Source organism: Paraburkholderia sp. CNPSo 3274 (assembly GCF_024206475.1).
In the GTDB taxonomy this organism is placed as follows: Bacteria; Pseudomonadota; Gammaproteobacteria; order Burkholderiales; family Burkholderiaceae; genus Paraburkholderia.
This window is the reverse complement of record NZ_JAMBPR010000028.1, coordinates 25,078-48,337: the sequence shown is the minus strand read 5'-3', so window position 1 is coordinate 48,337 and position 23,260 is coordinate 25,078. Positions and strand designations below refer to the sequence as shown.

At 60.8% G+C, this 23,260-nt stretch carries 14 protein-coding genes and 1 pseudogene; 11 read left to right on the top strand and 4 right to left on the bottom strand.

Features of this window, described 5'->3' with window-relative positions; all coding sequences use genetic code 11:
• Positions 1-111 precede the first annotated feature (111 nt).
• From M3I54_RS20105 to M3I54_RS20065, 9 genes and pseudogenes are all read left to right on the top strand, one after another.
• The gene (locus M3I54_RS20105; protein WP_254339019.1) at positions 112-2,265 is read left to right on the top strand and encodes an FUSC family protein; all 2,154 of its coding nucleotides are present in this window, start codon (positions 112-114) and stop codon (positions 2,263-2,265) included.
• Positions 2,262-3,764 (top strand): efflux transporter outer membrane subunit, encoded by a 1,503-nt coding sequence (locus M3I54_RS20100; protein ID WP_254339016.1) that lies wholly within the window; start codon positions 2,262-2,264, stop codon positions 3,762-3,764. The genes M3I54_RS20105 and M3I54_RS20100 overlap by 4 nt, the downstream gene beginning before the upstream one ends.
• Entirely contained in the window at positions 3,748-3,951 is a 204-nt protein-coding gene (locus M3I54_RS20095) for a DUF1656 domain-containing protein (RefSeq protein ID WP_254339014.1), read from the top strand. The genes M3I54_RS20100 and M3I54_RS20095 overlap by 17 nt, the downstream gene beginning before the upstream one ends.
• A gap of 42 nt (positions 3,952-3,993) precedes the next feature.
• Positions 3,994-4,956: an HlyD family secretion protein gene (locus tag M3I54_RS20090; RefSeq protein ID WP_254339013.1), complete on the top strand. Its 963-nt coding sequence runs from the start codon at positions 3,994-3,996 to the stop codon at positions 4,954-4,956.
• Between the two features lie 172 nt (positions 4,957-5,128).
• Positions 5,129-6,562 (top strand): aldehyde dehydrogenase family protein, encoded by a 1,434-nt coding sequence (locus M3I54_RS20085; RefSeq protein WP_254339010.1) that lies wholly within the window; start codon positions 5,129-5,131, stop codon positions 6,560-6,562.
• A 45-nt stretch (positions 6,563-6,607) separates the two neighbouring features.
• A complete protein-coding gene (locus M3I54_RS20080) occupies positions 6,608-7,063 on the top strand; it encodes a (2Fe-2S)-binding protein (protein WP_254339009.1) in 456 nt (151 codons plus the stop codon).
• A 1-nt stretch (position 7,064) separates the two neighbouring features.
• Positions 7,065-9,301: pseudogene (locus M3I54_RS20075) on the top strand (molybdopterin cofactor-binding domain-containing protein).
• 13 nt (positions 9,302-9,314) lie between these two features.
• Entirely contained in the window at positions 9,315-10,598 is a 1,284-nt protein-coding gene (locus M3I54_RS20070; RefSeq protein WP_254339007.1) for a cytochrome c, read from the top strand.
• A 406-nt stretch (positions 10,599-11,004) separates the two neighbouring features.
• Complete coding sequence (locus M3I54_RS20065; protein WP_302059041.1) at positions 11,005-16,542, top strand: trifunctional serine/threonine-protein kinase/ATP-binding protein/sensor histidine kinase; 5,538 nt, start codon at positions 11,005-11,007, stop codon at positions 16,540-16,542.
• Positions 16,543-16,573: 31 nt separating this feature from the next.
• Here M3I54_RS20065 and M3I54_RS20060 read toward each other — a convergent pair whose 3' ends face one another.
• On the bottom strand, positions 16,574-17,170 hold the full coding sequence (locus tag M3I54_RS20060; protein ID WP_254339002.1) for a cytochrome b: 597 nt from the start codon (positions 17,168-17,170) through the stop codon (positions 16,574-16,576).
• Positions 17,167-18,228 (bottom strand): catalase family peroxidase, encoded by a 1,062-nt coding sequence (locus M3I54_RS20055; protein ID WP_254339000.1) that lies wholly within the window; start codon positions 18,226-18,228, stop codon positions 17,167-17,169. The genes M3I54_RS20060 and M3I54_RS20055 overlap by 4 nt, the downstream gene beginning before the upstream one ends.
• Before the next feature lie 238 nt (positions 18,229-18,466).
• Here M3I54_RS20055 and M3I54_RS20050 point away from each other — a divergent pair, with 238 nt between their 5' ends.
• Positions 18,467-18,844 carry a BON domain-containing protein gene (locus M3I54_RS20050; RefSeq protein ID WP_254338998.1) on the top strand — a complete coding sequence of 126 codons (378 nt, stop codon included), beginning with the start codon at positions 18,467-18,469 and terminating at the stop codon, positions 18,842-18,844.
• A 172-nt stretch (positions 18,845-19,016) separates the two neighbouring features.
• Here M3I54_RS20050 and M3I54_RS20045 read toward each other — a convergent pair whose 3' ends face one another.
• Positions 19,017-19,706, bottom strand: a complete 690-nt coding sequence (locus tag M3I54_RS20045; RefSeq protein ID WP_254338996.1) for a type 1 glutamine amidotransferase domain-containing protein — start codon at positions 19,704-19,706, stop codon at positions 19,017-19,019.
• Positions 19,707-19,827: 121 nt separating this feature from the next.
• Positions 19,828-20,463 (bottom strand): SDR family oxidoreductase, encoded by a 636-nt coding sequence (locus M3I54_RS20040; protein WP_254338994.1) that lies wholly within the window; start codon positions 20,461-20,463, stop codon positions 19,828-19,830.
• 515 nt (positions 20,464-20,978) lie between these two features.
• Between M3I54_RS20040 and katG the strand changes: the two genes are divergently transcribed.
• A complete protein-coding gene (katG, locus tag M3I54_RS20035; RefSeq protein ID WP_254338992.1) occupies positions 20,979-23,243 on the top strand; it encodes a catalase/peroxidase HPI in 2,265 nt (754 codons plus the stop codon).
• Positions 23,244-23,260: the final 17 nt, after the last annotated feature.

The following is a 23,260-nucleotide window of genomic DNA, read 5'->3' as shown; positions in this document are numbered from 1 at the left end:
TTCACGAAAGAGGCGGCCCGTTGATCGCGCTAATATAAATGCCAGAACGATTCCGAACGATCGTGTGGAGGAGTCGTATGGCGCGCGGTTGACGGGTGAGGTCAAGCGGACATGAATACGACCTGGGAGGGATTCCGCAAAGAATTTGCCGACGTGTACGGCGACGAGCTGCCGCGTATCGTGCACGCGTTCAAGGCTGCGCTGGCCGTGATCATCAGCATGCTGATATGCATGCGGCTCGAACTACGCGCGCCCGGCACGGCCATGGTCTCGGCGGTGATCGTGATGTTCCACCAGCAAAGCGGAATGGTGATTGCGCGCGCCTTTTACCGGACCTTGGGCATTATCTGCGGATGCTTTGCCGGACTGATACTGATCATCCTGTTCGCGCAGCAGCCCGTGCTTTTCCTGGCCGGTCTCGCAATGTGGGTCGGGCTCTTCGTCGCCGGGGCTTCGTACTATAAAAACTATCAGTCATACGGTTTCGTGTTGTCAGGCTATGCAGCGTGTATTACCACGGTGCCCGAGTGGCCGACGCCCTACGACGTGACGTACAACATCATCTATACGATCAGCGAAGTCCTCATTGGTGTGGCGAGCGGCAGTGTCGTGAGTGCGCTGGTGTTTCCGCAGAGGGTCGTGCCCGCGCTCACGAAATGGCGAGCAAACGCATTGGCGCTATTGTTGAATTCGCTGCGCGGCGCGGTGCGCGGCGACCCTGGGTATGAACCGGTTGAAAACTATCTCAAGCTGATTCGTGAGAGCGTGACGATGGAGGGCCTGCGCACGGCTGCCGTATTCGAGGAGCCGGAAATGCGTTTGCGCGACGAAGGGCTATTGGAGCTGGACAAGACATTTCTCGGTGTTGTCACGCGAATCTTCTCCGTTTCCCGTGCGCGGCGCAACTCGGTGAAGATAGGCGAAGCGCTTCGCTTGACAGTTGACGCGATATTCGGGAAGGTGGCGAATGTCGTTGCGAACGAGAATGCGGCGTGTCTGGAAACGGCGAGCGGGCTCCAGCGCATGATCGAGAGGTTGAGCGCACTGGAAGCGTCGCTGCTGCTCTACCTCGACCGCAGGACGAGCGGTAACGAACAGCAGGACGAATCCGGTTACGAGTCCGTCGCGATGGTCGCGGCCGAAGCCTGGTCTGCGGTCGTGGCGCTTCGCCTGTTCTGCAATACCTGCAAGGTGCTGCTCGACCCGCCGAGAGTACGGTTCACGCAGCCCGTCGCCGAAGCGGTGGCGTTTATTCGCAGCGTTCCGCTGCATACGAGCGGCTTCACGGCGGCGATAGCGGGCGTGCGCGCGGCTACGGCGGTGGCAGTCGTCGGATTCGCGTGGGTGGTCTCGGGATGGGACAACGGCTATAGCGCGGTTGTAGCGGCAGGCATTACCAGCGGATTTTTTTCGCTTAGCCCGACACCTGCCGTTGCGAGCTGGCAAGTCTTTGTCGGATGCCTGATCGCGTGGATCATAGGCTTCGGCGTGAACTTCTTCGTGATGCCCGCATTGGGCGACGTCACCCTGTTCGCGCTGTGTCTGGGCATCGTGCTGTTCCTGGGGAGCTACGTCAATACATTCCCGCGCGTCGCGCTATTTGGCGCCGGTTTCAACATCTACTTCTGCTACGTGCTGACGCCAACGAACGTCGCCGTCTACAACCCGCCTTATATTCTCGACCGCGGATTCGGCTTGCTCATCGGCATCGGTGTCTCCGCCGTGGCGTTTTCCCTCGTGGTCGCACGCGAAGGCGCCTGGATGGCGAGCCGTTACGCGACGCGTATTCGTTCGATCGTGGAGCGGGCAGCACGCGATCCCGTCGATACGAATGACGCCGTGCAGGTGGGAATCGCGATGCGCGACCTGATCGCGCATATTTCGACGGTGCCGCACGTCACACCGGATCAACTGGAGCGCGCCACGAGTTGGGCCTTCGACCAGTTATGGATCGTCAATACGTTGATGAAGGTGCGCAACCTCGAATTCACACAGCCAGATCTGCTTCCTGCGGCGTGGGCCGAGGCGCAGGCTGAATGGCTCAGCGCGATGGAACGACTGGCGCAGCGCGCCGATTCCGAATCGGTCGAAACGGCGCTCGCGGCGATCAGACGGGCGTTGACCGTGCTGGCCGGTCCCCCTGGCGATCCGGCATCGGATGAATGCCGCGCGATACTGAAGATGCGCGCGCGGCTCTATTCGACCTGGGCGGCGCTGACCGACCAACTGACGCGCCTTGGGGCAGTCACGGCGGCCGAGTCATGAGAGCCTTCGCGGTTTCCGGCGCTGGCGCGTTTGCGCTGCGTGTCGTGTCGTCGATAGCGCTCGCGGTGCTCGCGGGCTGCATCGATGGCGCGGGAATCAAGCCCGAGGCTTCGTATATCGATCCCACCGGCCTGGACGCGGGCAGCGCCGTGCGCACCGCGGTCAGTGACGCGAACTGGCCCACGAGCGACTGGTGGCTCGGCTGGCGCGACCCGCAGCTCGACATGCTGATGCAGCAGGCCGAGAAGGGCAGTCCAACGCTCGCGATCGTGAGATCACGCGTCACCGCCGCGATCTGGCAGGCGCGCGCGGCGCATGCGGACGAACTGCCCGACATCGAGGGTGCGGCCCATTTTGCCCGCACGCGCTTCCCTCGATATGCGACCCCTTCGCCGCCAGGCGGCACTACGGTCTGGAACAACGCCGCGGCTGTTGCGCTTTCGTGGGACCTCGACTTCTGGGGCAAGAATCGCGCAATCGAGCAAGGCGCACTCAATCACGTGCAGGCTTCGGTGGCGGACGCACAGTTCGCCAAAGTCGAACTCGAAGCGGCCGTTGCGCGCACCTATACGCGTTTCGCGCTTCAGGCAGCGCTGCTGGCGGTCTATCGGTCGATCAACGAGGAGCAGTTGCGTAACATGGATATTGCGGTCAAGCGCCGCGCTGCCGGCATTAGTGGCGAGATCGACGCGAGTCAGGCGAAAGCACAATATGAAGCAGGCCGAACCGACATTGCACGCACGCTGAACGAAATCGCGCTCATCCGATTACAGATTGCGTATCTGGTCGGCGAGGGGCCGGGTTTCGGCGATCAATTAAAGGCGCCGTTGCTGCCGGACAGCGTCGCCACGGCGCTGCCTTCGGCCTTGCCCGCGGAGCTTGTCGGGCATCGCGCCGACGTCGTCGCGCAACGATGGCGGGCCGCGGAAGCGGCGAAAAAGATCGATGCCGCGCACGCGGACTTTTACCCCAACATCGATCTGGTCGCCAGCGCCTCACTCGCGTCATTGGCGCCATTCGGTGGATTTTTCAACTTCATCAATAGCGATGCAGTCGGGCACAGCGTTGGCATTGCCGGATCATTGCCGATCTTCGACGCGGGCCGCCGGCGCGCCAACTTCGGCGTGGCAAACGCCGAATACGACGATGCAGTTCTCAAATACAACGACACGGTGCTGTCCGCCGTACAGAGCGTCGCTGAGGATGTGACGTCGCTACAGTCGCTCGACGTTCAGCAACAATCGGCCGAATCGGCCTGGCAATCGTCGCGGCGCGCATACGATCTCGCGGTCAGCGGCTATCGAGGCGGGATCACCGAATATCTCGACGTGCTGGTAGCACAAAAGATCATGCTCGAGCAAGAGCGCGATCTCACTCTGATCCATGCGCAACGGGTCGACGCATGGGTGTTGCTGATGAAAGACCTGGGCGGGGGCGCGCAGATCAACGCGATTCCGGTCGGCGCCAAAGAAGGGGAAAGCGATGCCCGTGGAAATTGACCTGTATGGCTTCTTTGCGCCCACGCTGCTGCTCGTGTTTTTAGGGAGCGTCGTCGTATTCGTGGCGCTGGATATGTTTCTGGCGAAGGTCGGTACCTATCAGTTCGCGTGGCATCCGGGCCTGTTCCGGGTTGCGGTCTTCGTCGCGCTGTTTTGCGGTGCGGCGCTGATCGTCCAGAGAACGTAAATACGATGCCCCAGAGGCCGCCGCATGAAAACGAGGCGATAGATGAACAAGCCGTACTTCATACGCTTTGCGACCACGTTGATCGTGGTCGTGATTGCGCTCGTGCTCATGCATGCGATCTGGGATCGCTATATGTATTCGCCGTGGACGCGAGATGGCCGCGTGCGGGCAAACGTCATCAATCTTTCGACCGACGTCTCGGGAATCGTGAAGGAAGTTCGGGTCAAGGACAACGAATGGGTTCACAAGGGCGACGTGCTTTACGTGCTCGATCCGAACCGCTTCGTCTATGCGTTGCAACAGGCCGATGCGGATGTTGCGCGCGCGCAGGCGCAGTTGCTTCAGTCCGAGTCACTTTCGAATGCGAGCCAGTACGAACTGAAGATGCGCAAGGATCAGGCGGCAAGGCGCGAGAAGCTTTCTGCCGATGTCGTGTCGGAGGAAATGCGTTCGGACTACGCCTGGCAGTCGCAGCAGTCCCAATCCACGCTCGATGCGGCGCGCGCCGCTCACGCGGCCGCCGAGGCGAGCCTCAAAGCCGCGCTCGTACGCCTCGAGACCGCACGGCTCGACCTCGAACGAAGCAGCGTGCGTGCGCCGACGGATGGCTACATCACGAACCTGAATCTGTTCCCAGGGGACTTCGCCACGGCGGGCGTCGCGCGTATGGCCATGATCGATTCACATTCGTTCTGGGTGTACGGCTATTTCGAGGAAACGAAGATACAGGGCGTTCGGATCGGCGACCGCGCCATTGTCCGGTTGCTGGGCGCGAAGGTGGATATCGAGGGGCATGTCGATAGCATCGCGAGCGGCATAGTGGATCGCGACAATCCCACGGGGCAGAGTGAACTGCTTGCGAACGTCGACCCGGTGTTCACCTGGATTCGCCTCGCCCAAAGAGTGCCCGTGCGGATTCATCTGGATAACGTTCCGCGCAACGTCCATCTCGCGATGGGCATGACATGCACCGTTACGCTCAGCGCGGCCAAGCAGGCAGGATGACGCGAGCATGGCGGCGCATGCATCGCGTCCCGTCCTCGTGGAGAGTGGACAAATTGCGTGTCTTCGAAGAAGACGCTCATGCGGTCGGTGGTTATTCTGGATTCGGCCGTCTTGAATCAATTGCGTTGCCGGTCGCGGCCGCATGCGGGCCTTGAAAGAAGGAGAGCGCGTCATGTTGCAGGAGAGCTACCCGTACTACCTCGCGAACGAGGCAGTCGCCGCCAATACCGAACTGGAGGTGACGGACAAGTTCAGCGGCGAAGTCGCCACGCGCGTCGCGCTGGCCGACGCAAAAACGATCCACAAGGCTATTGGCTTCGCCGAAGCGGCAATGCCCGAGATGCGCACGTTTCCACCCTATAAACGTCAAGCCGTGCTCGAGCACTGCGTTGCGCGTTTTCGCGAGCGTGCAGAAGAAATGGCGGTGGCGCTCTGTATCGAGGCAGGAAAACCGATCAAGGATTCGCGTGGCGAGGTAAGCCGGCTGATCGACACGTTCAAGGTCGCGGCAGAGGAGTCGGTGCGCATCGGCGGCGAAATCATCAATCTCGAGATTTCGCAGCGTGCGAAGGGATACCAGGGCTATGTGAAGCGGGTTCCCATCGGTCCGTGCTCGTTTGTCTCGCCGTTCAACTTTCCGCTAAACCTCGCCGCCCACAAGGTGGCACCGGCGCTAGCCTGTGGCGTGCCGTTCGTGTTGAAGCCCGCGAGCCGCACGCCTGTCGGCGCGCTCATTATCGGCGAGGTCATGGCGGAAACCGATTTGCCCAAGGGCGCGTTTTCGATTCTTCCCGCCCATCGCGACGGCGCGGATCTCTTCACGACGGACGAGCGTTTCAAGCTGCTTTCGTTCACGGGTTCGCCTGGAGTGGGTTGGGATTTGAAGGCGAAAGCGGGCAAGAAGAAGGTGGTGCTGGAATTGGGCGGCAATGCGGCAGTGATCGTCGATGGCGATCAGCGGGAGAAACTCGACTATGTCGTCGAGCGACTCGCATTTGGCGCGTTTTATCAGTCAGGTCAAAGCTGCATTCATGTGCAGCGGATTCTCGTGCACGCTTCGCTTTACGACGCATTGCGCGCGAAGATGATTGCAAAAACGAAATCGCTCAAGGCGGGAGACCCCAAGGATGAGGCAACTTTCGTCGGCCCGATGATATCGGTGTCCGAGTCGCGTCGGCTCGCGGGCTGGATGGAAAGCGCCGTGGCGGCGGGCGCATCCATCATCGCGGGTGGGAAGGTGGAAGGCGCGATGTTCGAGGCGACACTCGTCGAGAACGTCGGATGCGATACCGATCTTTATCGGAAGGAAGCGTTCGGGCCAGTCGCCATTCTCGAGAAATTCGACGATTTTGAAAAAGCACTCGTCACGGTCAACGACAGTGATTTCGGCCTGCAGGCAGGCGTCTTTACCGATTCGCTCTCGCACGCGCACCGCGCGTGGGATGAACTGGACGTGGGGGGCGTGGTCATCAACGACATTTCGTCCTTCCGCGTCGACAACATGCCGTATGGCGGCGTGAAAGATTCGGGCATCGGGCGCGAGGGTGTGCGGTACGCGATCGAGGATATGACGGAACTGCGTTTGATGGTCATGAAGCAGGGCTAAGTGCCGCGCATATAACTCGCCGAAACGCGTTGATCAGGAGTCTCGATGGTAACGCTTGAAGTCAACGGTCAGCAGCATACTGTGGACGCGCCGCCCGACATGCCTGTGCTGTGGGTGTTGCGTGACCTCGTCGGGCTCACGGGCACCAAGTTTGGCTGCGGAATTGCGCAGTGTGGCGCATGCACCGTCCATGTTGACGGCATCGCGGTCCGCTCGTGCGTCTATCCGGTCGGGGCCGTGGGCGAGCGCAAGATCACGACCATCGAGGCGGTGGGCGATACGCCAGCGGGAAGACGGATTCAGGCCGCGTGGCGCCAGCTCGACGTGGTTCAGTGCGGATATTGCCAGTCTGGGCAGGTCATGCAGGCGGCGTCGCTGATCGCGCAGAACGCCAACCCGAGCGACGCCGATATCGATGCTGCGATGGCGGGCAATATCTGCCGTTGTGGCACGTATAACCGCATTCGCGCGGCCATCAAACAGGCGGTCAAGGAGGCGTGACGTGTCGCAGGGACTCCTTGATGCGCAAAATGGTGAACCGCGAGACGAAGCGCTATCCGGCCTCACACGCAGGGCTTTTCTGAAGTTCAGTGCGAGCGTGGCGGTGCTGGGCAGTGGCGGGCTGATTCTCGGGTTCAGTTTGCCCGCGCGCAGCGAGGGCGACGTACGCAAGACGGTGATTGGCGGCGACGGCGTCGAGGCTGCGCAGAGCGGTGTGCTGGCGCCGAACGCGTTCGTGCAGATCGACACGTCGGGCAAGGTGACGCTCATTATCCCGAAGGTCGAAATGGGACAGGGCGTGTACACCTCGATCCCGATGCTGATCGCCGAAGAACTGGAAGTCCCACTCGACAGCGTTACGATCGACCACGCGCCACCGAATGAGAAGCTGTTCTTCGATCCATTGCTAGGCGGCCAGTTGACGGGCGGTTCGACGTCGATTCGCTACGCCTGGGAGCCGATGCGACGCGCGGGGGCCACGGCACGGGCGTTGCTTGTCAATGCCGCCGCGCAGCAGTGGCAGGTCGACCCCGCGACGTGCCACGCGCAGAACGGCCGGGTCATTCACGCCGCCACGAATCGCACGCTCGCATATGGCCAACTTACGGAGGCCGCCGCTAAGCTGCCGGTTCCGGGCGACGTCACGCTGAAGGACCCGAAAGACTTCAAGCTCATTGGCACGACGGCGCGACGGCTCGACTCGCCCGAAAAGGTGGACGGCAGTGCGATGTTCGGGCTGGATGTGCGGCTGCCCGGCATGGTGTACGCGGTGATCGTCAACTGCCCGGTGTTCGGCGGAAAACTCGCAGCGGTGGACGATAGCGCCGCCAGGAAGATCCCCGGCGTGCGTCAGATCGTAAAGATCGACAATGGCGTTGCCGTGGTCGGCGACCATACCTGGGCAGCGAAACGCGGCGCGGCGGCGTTGAAGATCAGTTGGGACGAAGGGTCGGGCGCGTCCGTATCGATCAAGACGATCGTCGACGATCTGGAGCGGGCTTCACAGGGCGAAGGTGCGGTTGCGCGTAAGGAAGGGGATGTGACCCGCGCATTCGCAGGCGCGAAAACGCGTGTGGATGCGGTCTATCGACAACCGTTCCTTGCGCACGCAACGATGGAGCCAATGAATTGCACGGTGCATGTGCAGCAGGATAGCTGCGATATCTGGGTCGGTACGCAGGTCCCGACACGCGCGCGCGACGCGGGCGCGAAAATCACCGGACTGCCGGCGGATAACGTCGTGGTGCACAACTTCCTGCTCGGCGGCGGATTCGGGCGGCGACTCGAGGTAGATGGCGTCACACAGGCGGTGAAAGTCGCGAAGCAAGTGGACGCGCCCGTCAAGGTGACGTGGACGCGCGAGGAGGACATCCAGCACGACATGTACCGCCCTTACTATTACGACCGCATTTCGGCGGGTCTCGACGAGCACGGCAAACCGGTTGCGTGGCAGCATCGCATTGCCGGATCGTCGATCCTTTCGCGATTCGCGCCTTCGACGATTAAAAACGGCGTCGATCCCGATGCGGTGGAAGTGGCGGCTGCGCTTCCCTACGACTTGCCGAATCAGCTTGTCGACTATGTGCGCCACGAGCCGGATGCTGTCCCGACTGCATTCTGGCGAGGTGTCGGCCCAACGCGCGGTACGTTTGTCGTCGAAAGCTTTATCGATGAGCTTGCGGTACAGGCCAAAACCGATCCCGTGCAGTATCGCCGCGATCTGCTCGGCAAGTCGCCGCGCGCGCTGAACGTTCTCAACATCGCCGCACAGCTTTCGGGTTGGGGAAGCGCATTACCGAAGGGACAGGGGCGAGGCGTTGCCGTCATGCACGCCTTTGGCAGCTATCTTTCGATGGTCGCTGAAGTCACAGTCGAGCAGGGTGAATGCGCGTGAATCGTGTCCTGTGCGCCGTGGATTGCGGGATGTTCGTCAATCCGAACACGGTGGAGGCGCAGATTCAGGGCGGCGTGATCTTCGCGATCACGGGCGCGCTTTTCAGCGAGGTGACGATCGAACGCGGACGCGTGCTGCAAAGCAACTTTACGGACTACCGGATATTGCGCATTCACGAGGCGCCAGAAATTCTCGTGCATATCGTCAAAAGCGGCGAAGCGCCTGGCGGAATCGGCGAGCCCGGAACGTCGGCGGCAATGCCCGCTATCGCTAATGCAATTTATGCGGCAACCGGCAAGCGTTTGCATGATCTGCCGGTGGGCAAGCAGTTGCAGTCCGTATAGACGGAGGCCAACGATGAGAACGGCGTTGAAGGCATTCGTCCTCAGTTGCGAACTTGCCTTGTTGATGGTTTCGAGCCTGGCTTGCGCGGATGACGCAGCGCTGATAAGGCGTGGCGAATATCTCGCGAAGGTGGGCGATTGCGTTGCCTGCCACTTGACGCAAAATGGCAAGCCGTTCGTGGGCGGACTGAAAATGATGACGCCGATGGGCGCCATCTATTCGACGAACATCACGCCCGATCCCGACACCGGCATTGGCCGCTACAGCGAGGCGGACTTCGCGCGCGCCCTGCGCGAAGGCGTGGCCAGAGACGGCCGCAATCTGTATCCTGCCATGCCTTACCCATCCTATGCGAAGGTCAGCGATAGTGATGTGCACGCGCTCTATACCTACTTCATGAAAGGCGTTGTACCCGTGAAGCAGGCGAATCGCGAGTCCGATATCAAATGGCCGCTGAACATGAGATGGCCGCTCATGTTCTGGAATATGGTGTTCCTGCACAGGGGCGCGTATGAAGACAAGGCGGGCAAAGACGTCGCCTGGAATCGCGGGGCCTATCTGGTTCAAGGGCTCGGGCACTGCGGGTCGTGCCACACGCCACGCGGCGTCGGGTTTCAGGAAAAGGCGCTCGACGAGAGCGGCAGCGTCTATTTGACGGGCGCGCCCGTGGATAACTGGTTCGCGTCGAGTCTCACCGGGGACCACAATGCGGGGTTGGGTCGCTGGTCGGAAGCGGATATCGAGCAGTTCCTGAAAACGGGGGCGAATCTGCACGCTGCCGCATTCGGTTCGATGACAAGCGTGATCAACCATAGCAGTCAGGCCATGTCCGATGCAGACCTCGCGGCGATTTCGCACTACCTGAAATCGCTGCCCGTTGCGGGCGGATCGGGCGGTCCTGCCTATGCCTACGACGCCCGAGCGACGAAGGTGTCGCTCGGGCACCCGGCGAACGACGCCGGCGCGCGCGTTTATACGGCTTTCTGCATGCATTGTCACGGCCCGGACGGAAGAGGGTTCCCGCCGCTGCTGGCGCCGCTTGCCGGCAACCCGAACGTACTGGAAGAACGACCGCTTTCTCTGATCAACGTGACCTTGAATGGAACGGACGACATCATCATCGGCGGTGTACCGGCGCCATACCCGATGCCAAAATTCGCGGACGTCCTCGACGACGAGCAGATTGCCAATGTTCTGACGTTTATACGCAGCGGCTGGAATAACGGGGCGCCGCCCGTCTCCACACGCGAAGTGGAAAAGCTCCGGCAGCAAACAGCGAAAGGTTCGGCGCAATAGCAGGCAATAGCCAACGCGGCGTCATTCGTCCATGCGCTCGCGCCATTTCCGCAATCCCGAACCGGAGCGCCTGAAAAGCACGGCATCAGGTTGTCGTGTATAACACGCGGTAGCCTTGGACTTGTCCTACTGATAGCACGTGCCTTCAGTCGCCTTTCTCCTCGATGTCCTCATGCTTGGCGCCCCCATTTCCACGGTGAATGCTGGGTGCCGCCGGCCGTTTGGTCTTTTCCTTGCGGACTTCTCCAGAGGCACAACCCCGATGCCGATTGCGCCTCGTTTGCTGCCGAAGTAGTCACGACATATGCTATTGGCATAGACTAAAGCAGGGCATCGAGTTACTGCGGCAAGGCGAGGTTATTTGAATTGCCGATGCATCTCGCCGGCTTCCTGGGAGGATCAGCCGATGCGATTGGCCCCTTGGCCCGGCGCTAAGTCTGTCGAATCGCTTCAAACCGCGTGGGATGATGACGCCTATGTCGTCTGCCGCGGCAAACGGCGAATGGATGATGACACGCGCGAACCCGTGCTGATCGTGTGCCCGGCGCGTAATCAGCCAGACCGTGAGGTAGTCAGTCGCCTCGCGCACGAATACGCGCTTGCCGACAAGCTCGACTGCCCCGCCGCGGCGCGCCCTCTGCAACTGCTGGACGAGCAGGGGCAGACAATGCTGGTGCTCGAAGACGCTGGCGACGAACCGCTCGAAACGCTTCCAGTTCCCGCGACTCCAGTCGAATTTCTGCGCCTTGCCGTGACGATTGCTAATGCATTGGGAAAAGTGCATGCAAGGGGGATCGTCCACCGCGATATCAATCCACGACATATTTTGCTGAACAAAGCAAACGGAGCGGTGCGTTTCACGGGCTTTGGCATCGCTTCAATGGTTCAGCGCGAACGCCAGTTGCCGGTGCCTCCGGAATTCATCGCGGGAACGCTGGCTTTTATGGCGCCCGAGCAGACAGGGCGTATGAACCGATCGATCGATTCGCGCAGCGATCTGTATGCGCTGGGCGTGGTCTTCTACTGGTTGTTGACGGGGCAGTTGCCGTTTAGTGCAACCGATCCGATGGAACTCGTGCATTGCCATATCGCGCGGCAGCCTCCTTCGCCGGCCGAACTCGTGCCGTCGCTCGCGCAGCCGATTTCGGCAATCGTCATGAAGCTGCTGGCCAAGACAGCCGAAGATCGATATCAAACAGCGGTCGGCATTGTCCACGATCTGCGGCGTTGCCTCGCTCATTGGGAAACGCACGGGCATATTGCGAGCTTCGCGCTTGCGCAATTCGATATGCCCGATCAACTACTGATACCGGAAACGCTCTATGGCCGTAGTGCCGAGGTCGCCGCGCTCCTTGCTGCCTTCGAGCGTGTGTCGAAGGAAGGACGCAGCGAACTCGTGCTCGTCGCTGGTTACTCGGGCGTAGGGAAATCTGCGGTCGTCAACGAATTGCACAAGGCGCTCGTGCCCAGACGAGGACTTTTCCTCGCCGGAAAGTTCGACCAGTTTGCTCGTGATATTCCCTACGCGTCGCTCGCCATGGCGTTTCGCTCGGGCGTTCGATTGCTGTTGGGCAAAAGTGAAAACGAGCTCGCGGTGTGGCGCGACGATTTTCGACGCGCATTGGGCCCCAATGGCCAATTGATCGTCGATCTGGTGCCTGAACTGGCCATGATTATCGGCGAGCAATTGCCCGTGCCGCTTCTGGCTGCCCAGGATGCGCGAAGGCGCTTCCATCTCGTCTTTCGCCGCTTCATTTCCGTGTTCGCTCGCCCCGAGCACCCACTTACGATTTTTATCGACGATCTGCAATGGTTGGACATTGCGACACTCGATTTCCTCGAAGACCTGGTCGTTCAAGGCGACACTGAGCATCTGCTGGTCGTGGGCGCATACCGGAACAATGAGGTGGGTGCGGAGCATCCGCTCACGCAAAAAATGGACGCCATCCGCGCTTCGGGCGCGCCTGTCCGTGACATCGTGCTCGCACCGCTCGCGAATCTGCACCTCGAACAACTCGTGTGCGATGCGTTGCATTGCCCCACCACACGCGCCGTGCCGCTGGCCCGTTTGCTGCACAAAAAGACCGGCGGCAATCCTTTTTTCACGCTCCAGTTTCTTTCGGCGCTTGCGGATGAGGGCTTGCTGACGTTCGATCACGTCGCCAGCCGATGGTCATGGGATCTCCAGCAAATTCATGCCAAAGGCTATACGGAGAACGTCGTCGCGCTCATGCTGGACAAGTTGGGCCGGCTGCCCGAGCGTACGCAGATCGTCCTGAAGCAGTTTGCCTGTATCGGCAATGCCGCTAACGTCGCGCTCCTCGAGACGATTTGCGAGTTGCCGGAAGAGGCAATACACGAAGCGCTTTCGCCTGCAGTGCAGGCTGGACTGGTACTTTGCGCCGGTGGAGCATATCGCTTTCTTCACGATAGAGTGCAGGAAGCCGCGTACACGCTCATTGCCGAATCGGCGCGAACGTCGATGCATTTGCGCATAGGCAGGCGACTGCTCGACAATACGCCGCTCGCCAATCGCGAAGACGCGGTTTTTGAAATCGTCAGCCAGTTCAATCGCGCAACGCGGCAACTCAAGGGACGCGCGGAACACGAGCAGGTGGCGCAACTCAATCTCGTGGCGGCGCAACGCGCAAAGGCCGCGACGGCGTTTGATTCCGCGCTTGCCTATCTTTGCGTCGGCCGTTCGCTGTTGACGGACTCCGACTGGATCGCTAACTACGATCTGCTTTTCTCCATTGAATATCTGCTCGCAGAGTGCGAACTGCTGAGCACGAGAATGCATTCGGCGCAAGGGCGGCTCTCGGAACTCGTGCAGCGTGCGAGAACCAGGCATCACGCTGCGATGGTGACGCGGTTGCGCATCACGCTCTATACGACGCTGGACCAGAGCGCGCGAGGCGTTGAAATCTGCATGCAATATCTGCGCGAAGGCGGAACGGACTGGTCGCCCCACCCGGACGAAAGGGCGGTCCGGCGCGAATTCGAGCGTATCGCCGTGCTGCTCGGCGAGCGAGAGATCGAGGACCTGATCGATTTGCCATTGCTCGACGATCCCGAAGTGCAGGATACGCTCGACGTGTTGACGGAAATCGTGACACCGGCGTTCTTCACCGATCAGCATCTCTGCGCGCTGGTACTGTGCCGGATGGTCAACCTGAGCCTGGAATACGGCAATAGCGACGCGTCCTGCTATGCATACGTGTGGCTCGCGACGTATGCCGGGCCGGTTTTCGATCAATACGAGGCCGGCTATCGCTTTGGTCGTCTCGGCCTCGATCTGGTGGAGAAGAAGCACCTCACGAAGTACAGAGCCCGAACCTATACCTCGTTCGGCAATATCGTGGTGCCCTGGGCGCGTCACGTCCTCGAAGGACGCGAGCCGATACGCCGGGCGCTCGAGATGGCGAACGAAAGCGGAGACCTGACTTATACGCTGTATATCCTTTGCGATCTGACGCAAAATCTCGTTTCGGTCGGGGACAATCTCGAAGACGTGCAGGGCGAAGTCGACAGAGCGGTGGCGATTTCCGAACGCGTCCGGTTTCAGCTCGTCACTGACATGCTCGTAACGTATCGGGGTCTCGTCAGAACACTGCGTGGGGAGACTGAACGCCTTGGCTCGTTCGATGACGCGCAATTCGACGAGGCGGAATTCGAAAACCATTTGCACAGTTCCCCGACCTTGGCGCTCCCTGCGTTCGACTACTGGACGCGCAAATTGCAGGCGAGATATATCGCCGACGAATTTGTCGAGGCGCTCGATGCGGAACACAACGCCGAAAAAGTGTTGTGGGTCGCGACCTCGCAGTTCGAAACGGCAGAGTTTCACTTCTACGGCGCGCTCAGTCATGCGGCCTGCTGGAACGAAGCGGGCACGTCGGACCGGCAGGCGCATGTCGATTCGATCCGTATTCATTTGGCACATCTCGAGAAATGGGCCTTGCATTGCCCGCAGAATTTCGTGAACCGCGCGGCGCTTGCGGGTGCGGAAATGGCGCGCATTCGTGCTGACATTGCGCAAGCGGAGCAGCTATACGATCTCGCGATCCGCTCTGCGCGCGAGAACGGCTTCGTCCATAACGAAGCGGTGGCGTGTCAGGCGGCCGCGCGCTTCTACGCCGCGCGCGGGCTTGCGGAAATTGCCGATATGTACCTCAGGAATGCGCGGCAAGCGTTCGCGCGATGGGGCGCGAAAGGCAAGGTTCGGCAACTCGACGCTTTGAATCCGCAAATCGAGCAACCCAATCAGGCTTATTCCGTGGTCAGCAGCATGGAAGCGTCTGTCGAGCATCTCGATCTCGCCACGGTGATCAGGGTCTCGAAAGCTATTTCGAGCGAGATCGTGCTCGACAATCTGATTCAGACGGTGATGCGCACCGCCGTCGAGCATGCGGGCGCAGACCGCGGACTGTTGATCGTCGTAAGCGACGCCGCTTTTCACATCGAAGCCGAAGCAACGACAGGCGACGGGGTGATCGCGGTCAGTCTGGATAAATCGACCGTGGAGAGCGGGAGCTTGCCCGTATCGATATTTCAATATGTGACCAGGACGCGCGATAACGTCATCATTCACGACGCGAGCGCCCGCCACGACTTTTCATCGGATCGATATTTTCTGGAACGCCATACGCACTCGGTTGCGTGCATGCCTTTGCTGCACCAAGGCAAACCGATTGCCTTGCTCTACCTTGAAAACAATCTCGCCCCCAGCGTGTTTACCGCGAGCCGGGTGGCTGTGCTGAAGCTCCTGGCTTCCCAGGCTGCGATTTCGTTCGAGAATTCCCGCCTGTATCGCGATCTCGCGGAACGCGAGGCGAGAATTCGTCGTCTTGTCGATGCGAATATCGTGGGCGTCTTCATCTGGGATTTCGTCGGCCCGATTTACGAAGCGAACGACGCGTTTCTGCGCATGATCGGTTACAGCAAGGACGATCTTGCCGCCGGTCTCGTAGACTGCACGCGGATTACCCCCGACGAGTGGCACGAGCAGGATCTGGTGGCCATTGCCGAATTGAGAAAGAAGGGTGTGTTGCCGCCGATTGAAAAGGAGTATATCCGCGCCGACGGAAGCCGCGTCGCAGTGCTGCTGGGTGCAGCGTTGTTTAGCAGTTCACCAGAGCAGGTGGTGGCGTTCGTCGTCGACCTCACGGAGCGAAAACGCGCCGAGGCGGACGCAAGGAGCCATGAGCAGCGCTCCCACGAAATCGAAATGGAACTGACCCATGCGAACCGTGTTGCTTCTCTGGGGCATCTCACCGCTTCGATCAGTCATGAGATCACGCAGCCTATCGCGTCGGCGGTGTTCAATGCCCAAGCCGCCACGCACTGGCTGGACGCAAGCCCGCCCAATCTGGGTGAGGTGCGCGCGGCTATCGCGCGCGTCGTAAAGAACGGCACGCGCGCAAATGACGTGATTCGACGGATAAGAGCGCTCGTCAAAAAGCAACTGGCGAAGCAGGAGCTATTTCTGGTCAACGATGCGATTCGCGAGGTCATCGTGCTAACGCGCGGCGAGGCGTCGAAACACCATGTTTCGTTGCGCGAACACCTGGATGCGGATTTGCCGGTGGTGGAGGGTGACCGCGTCCAGTTTCAACAGGTCGTCATGAACCTGGTCATCAACGCGGTCGAGGCAATGAGCGATTGCGTCGACAGCATGCGGCAACTGACGATCGCAACGCGCGTCGACGACGCAAACGCCGTACGGATATCGGTAAGCGATACGGGACCGGGCATCAGCGAAGCTGATGCCGAACGTCTGTTCGAACCGTTCTTCACCACGAAGGCTTCCGGCATGGGGATGGGCCTGTCGATCTGCCGATCCATCGTCGAGGCGCACGGAGGCACGTTCCAGGTTCATGCGAACGTGCCGACGGGTGCCGTATTCGAGTTCGAATTGCCTGGCGTCGATTACGGAGCGCAGTGATGCCCCGGGCGTGTCGGTATGCCGCTGTGAACTAGTTGCGGCCGGGGGTCTTGCCAGCAACGAGGCCATTATCGGCTGGCATGCCAGAAACGGTATCACCCCACGGCGCCATGGCTTCAAAGACACCGTCGCGCCGGATCAGCGCGTGCAAAAGCGCGGCAGCGAGATGAGCGACGATAAGGAAAAAGAAAAGTAGCGCGAGGAGTTTGTGCGAATTCCAGAATAACGTGTGCAATGCGTCGCTGTGCGGCGCGATGGCGGGCAAGCGCACGCCGGCAACCACCACCGGATAGTCTCCGGCCGAGAGCATGCTCCAGCCAAGCAGCGGCAACGCGATCATCAGAAGATAGAAGGCAAGATGCGAGAGATGCGCGGCGAGCTTCATGACAGGCGGCATTTCGGCGGGCAACGGCGGCGCGCCTTTTACAAGTCTTACCGCGAGCCGAATCAATGCGAGCACGAGAATCAATATGCCGAGCGGCTTGTGTATGGAAAGCAGCGTGAGATGAGCGGGGCGAATGGTGGACACCATACCCACGCCGATGAACAGCATGGTGAGAATGGCAAGCGCCATGAGCCAGTGGAGAAGGCGCTGTAGCGGCGAGAAGCGTTGGCCGGTCGGGTTCATTGCGCAACTCCTGCCGCGGCGGTATGGGGATAATCGCTGGCTTCAGCGGTCCTTCTGTTGAACGACACGGAATAAGCGGCTGAGCGTGCCGCAGGGAACGGATCGTCTGAAACATGCATGCCGGGCGGAAGCACCGTAGGGTCGAAGTTGAGATCACGGCACGGGCCATCGGCTTCCGGCTCGATCGCCTGCACGACCAGTGTGCCGGCTGAAATCTTGCGGCGATCGTCGGGCCATGCCTTGCTCGGGTCGGCGCTCGGGTCGCCGGGATTGGCGACGGTGACAATCATCGTCCATCGTTGCGGCGCGTCGGCTACGCGCTGGACGATATCCGCGTCGAGAAAATTGGGCCCCCGCTGTTTCAACTGTTCGGCAGAGAGCAATTCAGGCTTCGCAGAAGGCACGAAGGACCACCGCACCGTGCTGTCCTGCCCCGCCGTATTGGTAAAAACAAAGCTGTCGAGGCTGTTGAACTGCTCTTCGGCAAAGGAGGACGTCATCGGCGTTTTCGTGACCCACGCACCGAAAGCGGCGAACTCCGGGTGAGCCGCAATGAACTGCTTCATCGCGTCAGGGTCGTCCTTGCGCCCCAACGCCTGCAGCAGCGCGTAGAACGCCTCGGGCGTCGACACGGCGAAGAATGGGGCATCGATCATCGCCGAGCGCCACTCGCTGCCGTCAGGTGTGACGACGCGCAGGCCGAGTCCGCGCACGCGAACCGCCGCATCCGCCGCCTTGGGATCGGGGGAGCCGAGATTGAAGCGCCCGGTCACGGGATAGGTGCCGGAAACGAACATTGGCGCCTTCGAAAGGGATGCCGCCGCGCCACTGGATTCGAAAACACCTGTGAAGCAAATCCCCTTGGCGTGATTTCGCCGGAATCCGGGCGCAGGTCCGCCGGGCGGCGCGAGCGCGTCGATGAGTTTCGCGGGCGTCAGCCGGCCGGGAGAAAGCCAGCCCGCGGTGAAGCAAAACGCTATGACGATCACCACAACGGCAAGCACGATGATGACGAGCGAACGTGTCTCTGAGCGCGCGGTATTCGGCTTGGTGTCCATCTGGCTCTCCCGATCGACCAACCGCTGGATGGTAATGTCTGCTCGCAGATTATGCGCTTCTTCGAAACTGCGCCGCTCTCAGTGTGTCTGCGCAAAGCGTGCGAAAAGGGAAATTCGGCAAATTACCGTTCATCCCCGAAATTCATCGTATGTTTTCGAAAGAACCTCGATGGCGTGCGGCGTAGTATCAACGCGGATTCATCTGGATTTCGTTTCGCCAAACCATGGAGGTGCCACGATGAAGATTCAAAAGGTAATGACGGGGTGTCTTGCACTGCTGTTTTCGTCGCTGGTTTTTGCGCAGAACACGGTCGAGTCGTCGGGTATGGTGGGAGCCGAGGCAAATGGCGATGCTGTTCAGAAGGCGTCAAGCAAATCATCCGCACGTGAGGCGAATCGTCAGTTCGCACGCACCGTTCAGCGCGCCATCTATAAGGACCGCGCCCTTGGCGAAGCTGACATCGTCGTTTTTGCCAATGCAGGAACGGGCCGGGTGGTTCTCGTCGGGCTGATCAACGATCCGACCCAGGAGCGAACCGCGATCGATGCAGCGCGTCAGGTTTCGGGGGTCACGGGAGTCACGAGCAAGCTCAGTTTGCACGAGGAAGGTAATTGAGGCATACGTGCCGCGGGCCGAAACAAGGCGCTGGATTTCCACGTAGCCTCACGATGAGCCGGTGCGCCGTGCTGGCCCGCGCGCATCGTGCTGGCATCGATCGTCTGGTTCGAATCGCCCTCGGCTTCGCCAGGCGGCCGTGGGCTTTTCGAACCAGTCTGTTTTGCTGGGCCTATTTGTTCAAGCTGTCCAATTTCTTCAGCAAGGCATGAGCGCCTGGCCCCGAAGATGCCGGATTTTGCCCCGTGATGAGCAGCCCGGCTTCGAGAACGTATGGCTGCCAGTCTGCGACGCTCGAATAATTGCCGCCTTTTGCCTTGAGTTCGTCCTCCACGAGAAATGGCACGACATGTGTCAAGCCGACCGCGGCTTCCTCGGAATTGGAAAAGCCTGTCACCGGCTTGCCTTTGACCATCGGTTCGCCGTCCGCTCCTTTTACGTGACGCAGCACACCGGGCGCATGACATACGAGCGCGACGGGCTTTCCTGCGCCGATCGTGCGCTCGATGAGCGAAATCGAATCCGGGTCTTCGGCGAGATCCCACATCGGACCGTGGCCACCTGGGTAAAAAACGGCGTCGAACGCGTCGTGGGCAATATCCTTGAGTTTCGCGGTGCTTGCGAGCGCCGCTTTCGCACTGGCGTCGGCCTCGAAGCGGCGAGTCATGTCGGTCTGGTTCGCCGGTTCGTTGCTCTTTGGATCGAGCGGCGCCGCGCCGCCTTTGGGCGACGCCAGCGTCATTTCCACGTTCGCGTCCTTGAACACGTAGTAGGGCGCGGCCAGTTCCTCCAGCCAGAAGCCCGTCTTGCGGCCCGTATTGCCCAGTTGGTCGTGTGACGTCAGGACTACCAGAATCTTCATGACTTTCTCCTTGCCCGGTGTTGGGCGCTGAGGGGACATCGACGAAGTCTCATTGTTACTTAGGATCGCCTATCGCTGCTTCCGGAAAACGAGGAGTTATTTCGCTTTTGCACTAGAGGCGTCAAACAGTGGCGAGTGCGACGGCGATAGGATCCTTGCCGCCCGCGAAGCCGATGACCTTGCGCGACAGGCCCGCTTTGAGCGCTTCGATGACGACCTCGGCAACGTCCTCGCGCGCCACCGGGGCGTGCGAAGACGACACGCCCGATACGATCTGGATCGTTCCGACGCCAGGCTCCACGCTCAATTGGCCGGGTCGCAATACGACGTACTTCAGGGCGCTGGCAATCACGTAGTTGTCGGACGCCTGCTTCATTTCGGCGTAATGGCGCAGCGCATCCGGCGCGCGCTCTGGATCGAACGCCAGCAATGCGCTGATGACGAGAAAGCGATCCACGCCTCGCTGCTTCGCGTAGTTCGCCGCGTGAATGACCGCGTCGCGGTCTATCAGGCGCTCTTGATCCGCGCCTTCTGTTTCGGCGGAACCGGCGGCATAGACAACGGCGTCTATCCCCTCGAAAGCATGCGAGAAGTCGCTCGCAAGGTCCGCGATCGCCGTATCCGCGCCGAGGCGGTGGAATTCGTCGGCTTTTGCAGCGTTGCGTATCAGTGCACGAAAAGGCATGGCCGCAGCGTGCAGTTTATGCGCGACGGACCGGCCTGTGCGCCCGCTCGCGCCGATAAGCAAGACCTTCATGACGCTCTCCTGTGGTTCATGGTCCATTCCCGCAGTCTAGTCCGATCCGCGTTTCGCCGTTGAGCGGGCGTGGCGATGTTATCGATCTGCATGACTTGCCGATTCGAACTGTGCGCAAGGGGTATTGCGCCAACTGCTTTAGATTCCACGGGACAGCCCACACTTTCCGGAATCTCAGACTGGAGAGCCGACATGAAGTTGCGATGTTCCGTTGTGGCCGTGAGCGTGACGCTTGCATGCGCCGCAGCACCGGTTCGAGCTTATTCCGTGAAGAGCTATGAGGCGCTCGGTGCGAGCCGGATCGAGGCGTGTTCCACGGCCAGGAAAGACGCCGAATCTGCAACGGATGAGCGAGCCCACGGGCGATTACAGAGCGTCGGCGCCTGTCAATGCAGGCACGAGAGCGACCCGAAGGAGTCGGGACAATGGCGATGTCTCGTCGAAGCGATTCGCAGCAAATAGGCTATGTCGCCGGAAAATCGGCGCATCGATCGATACCCGCAAGGAGGTAGCGCATGTCAACCGATGAAACGTGTCCGTTCAGCCATGCGGCGGGAGACGGGACAAACAATCTCGAATGGTGGCCGCAACGGCTCCGGCTGGATCTACTGAGCCAACACTCGAGCAGGTCGAACCCATTGGGACCCGATTTCAATTACGCCGCGGCCTTCGGGAAACTCGACTTCGCTGCGCTGAAAAGAGACCTCGCTGCGCTCATGACCGATTCGCAGGACTGGTGGCCCGCCGATTTCGGTCACTACGGTCCGTTCTTCATGCGCATGGCGTGGCACGGCGCCGGCACATACCGCGTGGGTGACGGGCGCGGCGGCGCGGGGCGCGGCCAACAGCGTTTCGCTCCGCTCAATAGCTGGCCGGACAACGCGAACCTCGACAAGGCGCGACGTCTGCTTTGGCCGGTCAAGCAGAAATATGGCCAGAACATTTCCTGGGCCGATCTACTGATCCTGACCGGCAACGTCGCGCTCGAAACCATGGGCTTCAAGACTTTCGGCTATGGCGCCGGCCGCGAGGATACGTGGGAGCCCGACGAGGACGTTTATTGGGGAAGTGAAAAGACGTGGCTCGGTGGGGACCTGCGCTACGGTAAGGGCGCCGCCCTTCGGGACGACAGCAAAGACGGCGTCGTCGTGGCCGATGCGTCGATCCACGGCGAGGAAGCGGCCCGCGCGGCGAGCGGGCGGCATCTGGAAGAGCCGCTTGCAGCCGTGCAGATGGGTCTGATCTATGTGAACCCCGAGGGACCGGAAGGCAACCCCGACCCGGTGTCCGCGGCGCACGATGTACGCGAAACGTTTGCGCGCATGGCGATGAACGACGAGGAAACAGTCGCGCTGATCGCAGGCGGCCACTCGTTCGGAAAGACCCACGGGGCCGGGCCGGCCAGCCACGTCGGTCCCGAACCGGAGGCCGCGAGTCTCGAGAATCAGGGCTTGGGCTGGAAGAACAGCTTCGGAACCGGCAACGCCGCCGATACGATCACGAGCGGTCTGGAAGTCACGTGGACGGGCACGCCAACGCAATGGGGCATGGGCTTCTTCATGAACCTGTTCGGCTTCGAATGGGAACTGACGATGAGCCCGGCTGGCGCGCATCAATGGGTTGCGAAGAATGCGAGCGCAACGATTCCACATGCGCATGACCCATCGAAGAAGCTGTTGCCGACCTTGCTCACGACGGACCTCTCGCTGCGTTTCGATCCGGCGTACGAAAAAATTTCGCGTCACTTCATGGAGAACCCCGATCAATTCGCTGATGCGTTCGCGCGGGCCTGGTTCAAGCTCACTCATCGCGATATGGGGCCGCGTGCGCGCTATCTCGGACCGGAAGTGCCGACCGAAGAACTGATCTGGCAGGACCCGATTCCGGCCGCCGATCACGAACTCGTCGACGAAAGCGACGTCGTCGTGCTCAAGCAAAAGATAGCGGACTCGGGACTTTCTGTTTCACAACTGGTTTCGACGGCCTGGGCGTCAGCGTCGGTATTTCGTGGCTCGGACAAGCGCGGTGGCGCCAATGGCGCGCGTATACGTCTCACGCCGCAAAAGGACTGGGCCGCGAATCAACCCGCACAGCTGGCGCAAGTGCTGGAATCGCTCGAAGCCATCCAGCGCGCGTTCAACGATATGCAGCGCGGTGGCAAGAAAATATCGTTGGCGGACCTGATCGTGCTGGCGGGCGGCGCGGGCATAGAAAGGGCGGCGCAAGACGCGGGTCACAATGTCACCGTGCCGTTCGCGCCGGGCCGCATGGACGCCTCGCAGGAACAAACCGATGCGCACGCGTTCGGAGCGCTGGAACCGTTTGCCGACGGGTTCCGCAACTTCCTGAAGGGAACGTGCGGCGTGCCGGCCGAGCACCTGCTGATCGACAAGGCGCAATCGCTCACGTTGAGCGCGCCGGAGATGACCGTGCTGATTGGCGGCCTGCGTGTGCTGAACGTGCATTCGGCAGAGGCGGCTCACGGTGTGTTCACCCTAAGACCGCAGACGCTGACGCACGACTTCTTCCGCAATCTGCTCGACATGAGTACGGAATGGGCCCCACGTTCGCCCGCGCGGGATGTCTTCGAAGGGCGTGATCGCAAGACGGGCGAGCTGAAATGGACCGGCACACGCGTCGATCTCGTCTTCGGTTCGAACGCGCAATTGCGTGCGCTATGCGAAGTCTACGCAAGCGATGACGCGCAGGAAAAGTTCGTGCGCGATTTTGTGTCCGCGTGGGTGAAGGTCATGAACCTCGACAGGTTCGATCTGGCGTGATTCGCAGCGAGACGCCG

Excerpts from the sequence above, each read along its gene's own strand:
- katG (WP_254338992.1), top strand. The coding sequence starts at position 20,979 with ATGTCAACCGATGAAACGTGTCCGTTCAGCCATGCGGCGGGAGACGGG.
- M3I54_RS20065 (WP_302059041.1), top strand. The coding sequence starts at position 11,005 with ATGCGATTGGCCCCTTGGCCCGGCGCTAAGTCTGTCGAATCGCTTCAA.
- M3I54_RS20060 (WP_254339002.1), bottom strand. The coding sequence starts at position 17,170 with ATGAACCCGACCGGCCAACGCTTCTCGCCGCTACAGCGCCTTCTCCAC.
- M3I54_RS20045 (WP_254338996.1), bottom strand. The coding sequence starts at position 19,706 with ATGAAGATTCTGGTAGTCCTGACGTCACACGACCAACTGGGCAATACG.
- M3I54_RS20100 (WP_254339016.1), top strand. The coding sequence starts at position 2,262 with ATGAGAGCCTTCGCGGTTTCCGGCGCTGGCGCGTTTGCGCTGCGTGTC.
- M3I54_RS20095 (WP_254339014.1), top strand. The coding sequence starts at position 3,748 with ATGCCCGTGGAAATTGACCTGTATGGCTTCTTTGCGCCCACGCTGCTG.
- M3I54_RS20055 (WP_254339000.1), bottom strand. The coding sequence starts at position 18,228 with ATGGACACCAAGCCGAATACCGCGCGCTCAGAGACACGTTCGCTCGTC.
- M3I54_RS20050 (WP_254338998.1), top strand. The coding sequence starts at position 18,467 with ATGAAGATTCAAAAGGTAATGACGGGGTGTCTTGCACTGCTGTTTTCG.
- M3I54_RS20105 (WP_254339019.1), top strand. The coding sequence starts at position 112 with ATGAATACGACCTGGGAGGGATTCCGCAAAGAATTTGCCGACGTGTAC.
- M3I54_RS20085 (WP_254339010.1), top strand. The coding sequence starts at position 5,129 with ATGTTGCAGGAGAGCTACCCGTACTACCTCGCGAACGAGGCAGTCGCC.
- M3I54_RS20040 (WP_254338994.1), bottom strand. The coding sequence starts at position 20,463 with ATGAAGGTCTTGCTTATCGGCGCGAGCGGGCGCACAGGCCGGTCCGTC.
- M3I54_RS20080 (WP_254339009.1), top strand. The coding sequence starts at position 6,608 with ATGGTAACGCTTGAAGTCAACGGTCAGCAGCATACTGTGGACGCGCCG.
- M3I54_RS20090 (WP_254339013.1), top strand. The coding sequence starts at position 3,994 with ATGAACAAGCCGTACTTCATACGCTTTGCGACCACGTTGATCGTGGTC.
- M3I54_RS20070 (WP_254339007.1), top strand. The coding sequence starts at position 9,315 with ATGAGAACGGCGTTGAAGGCATTCGTCCTCAGTTGCGAACTTGCCTTG.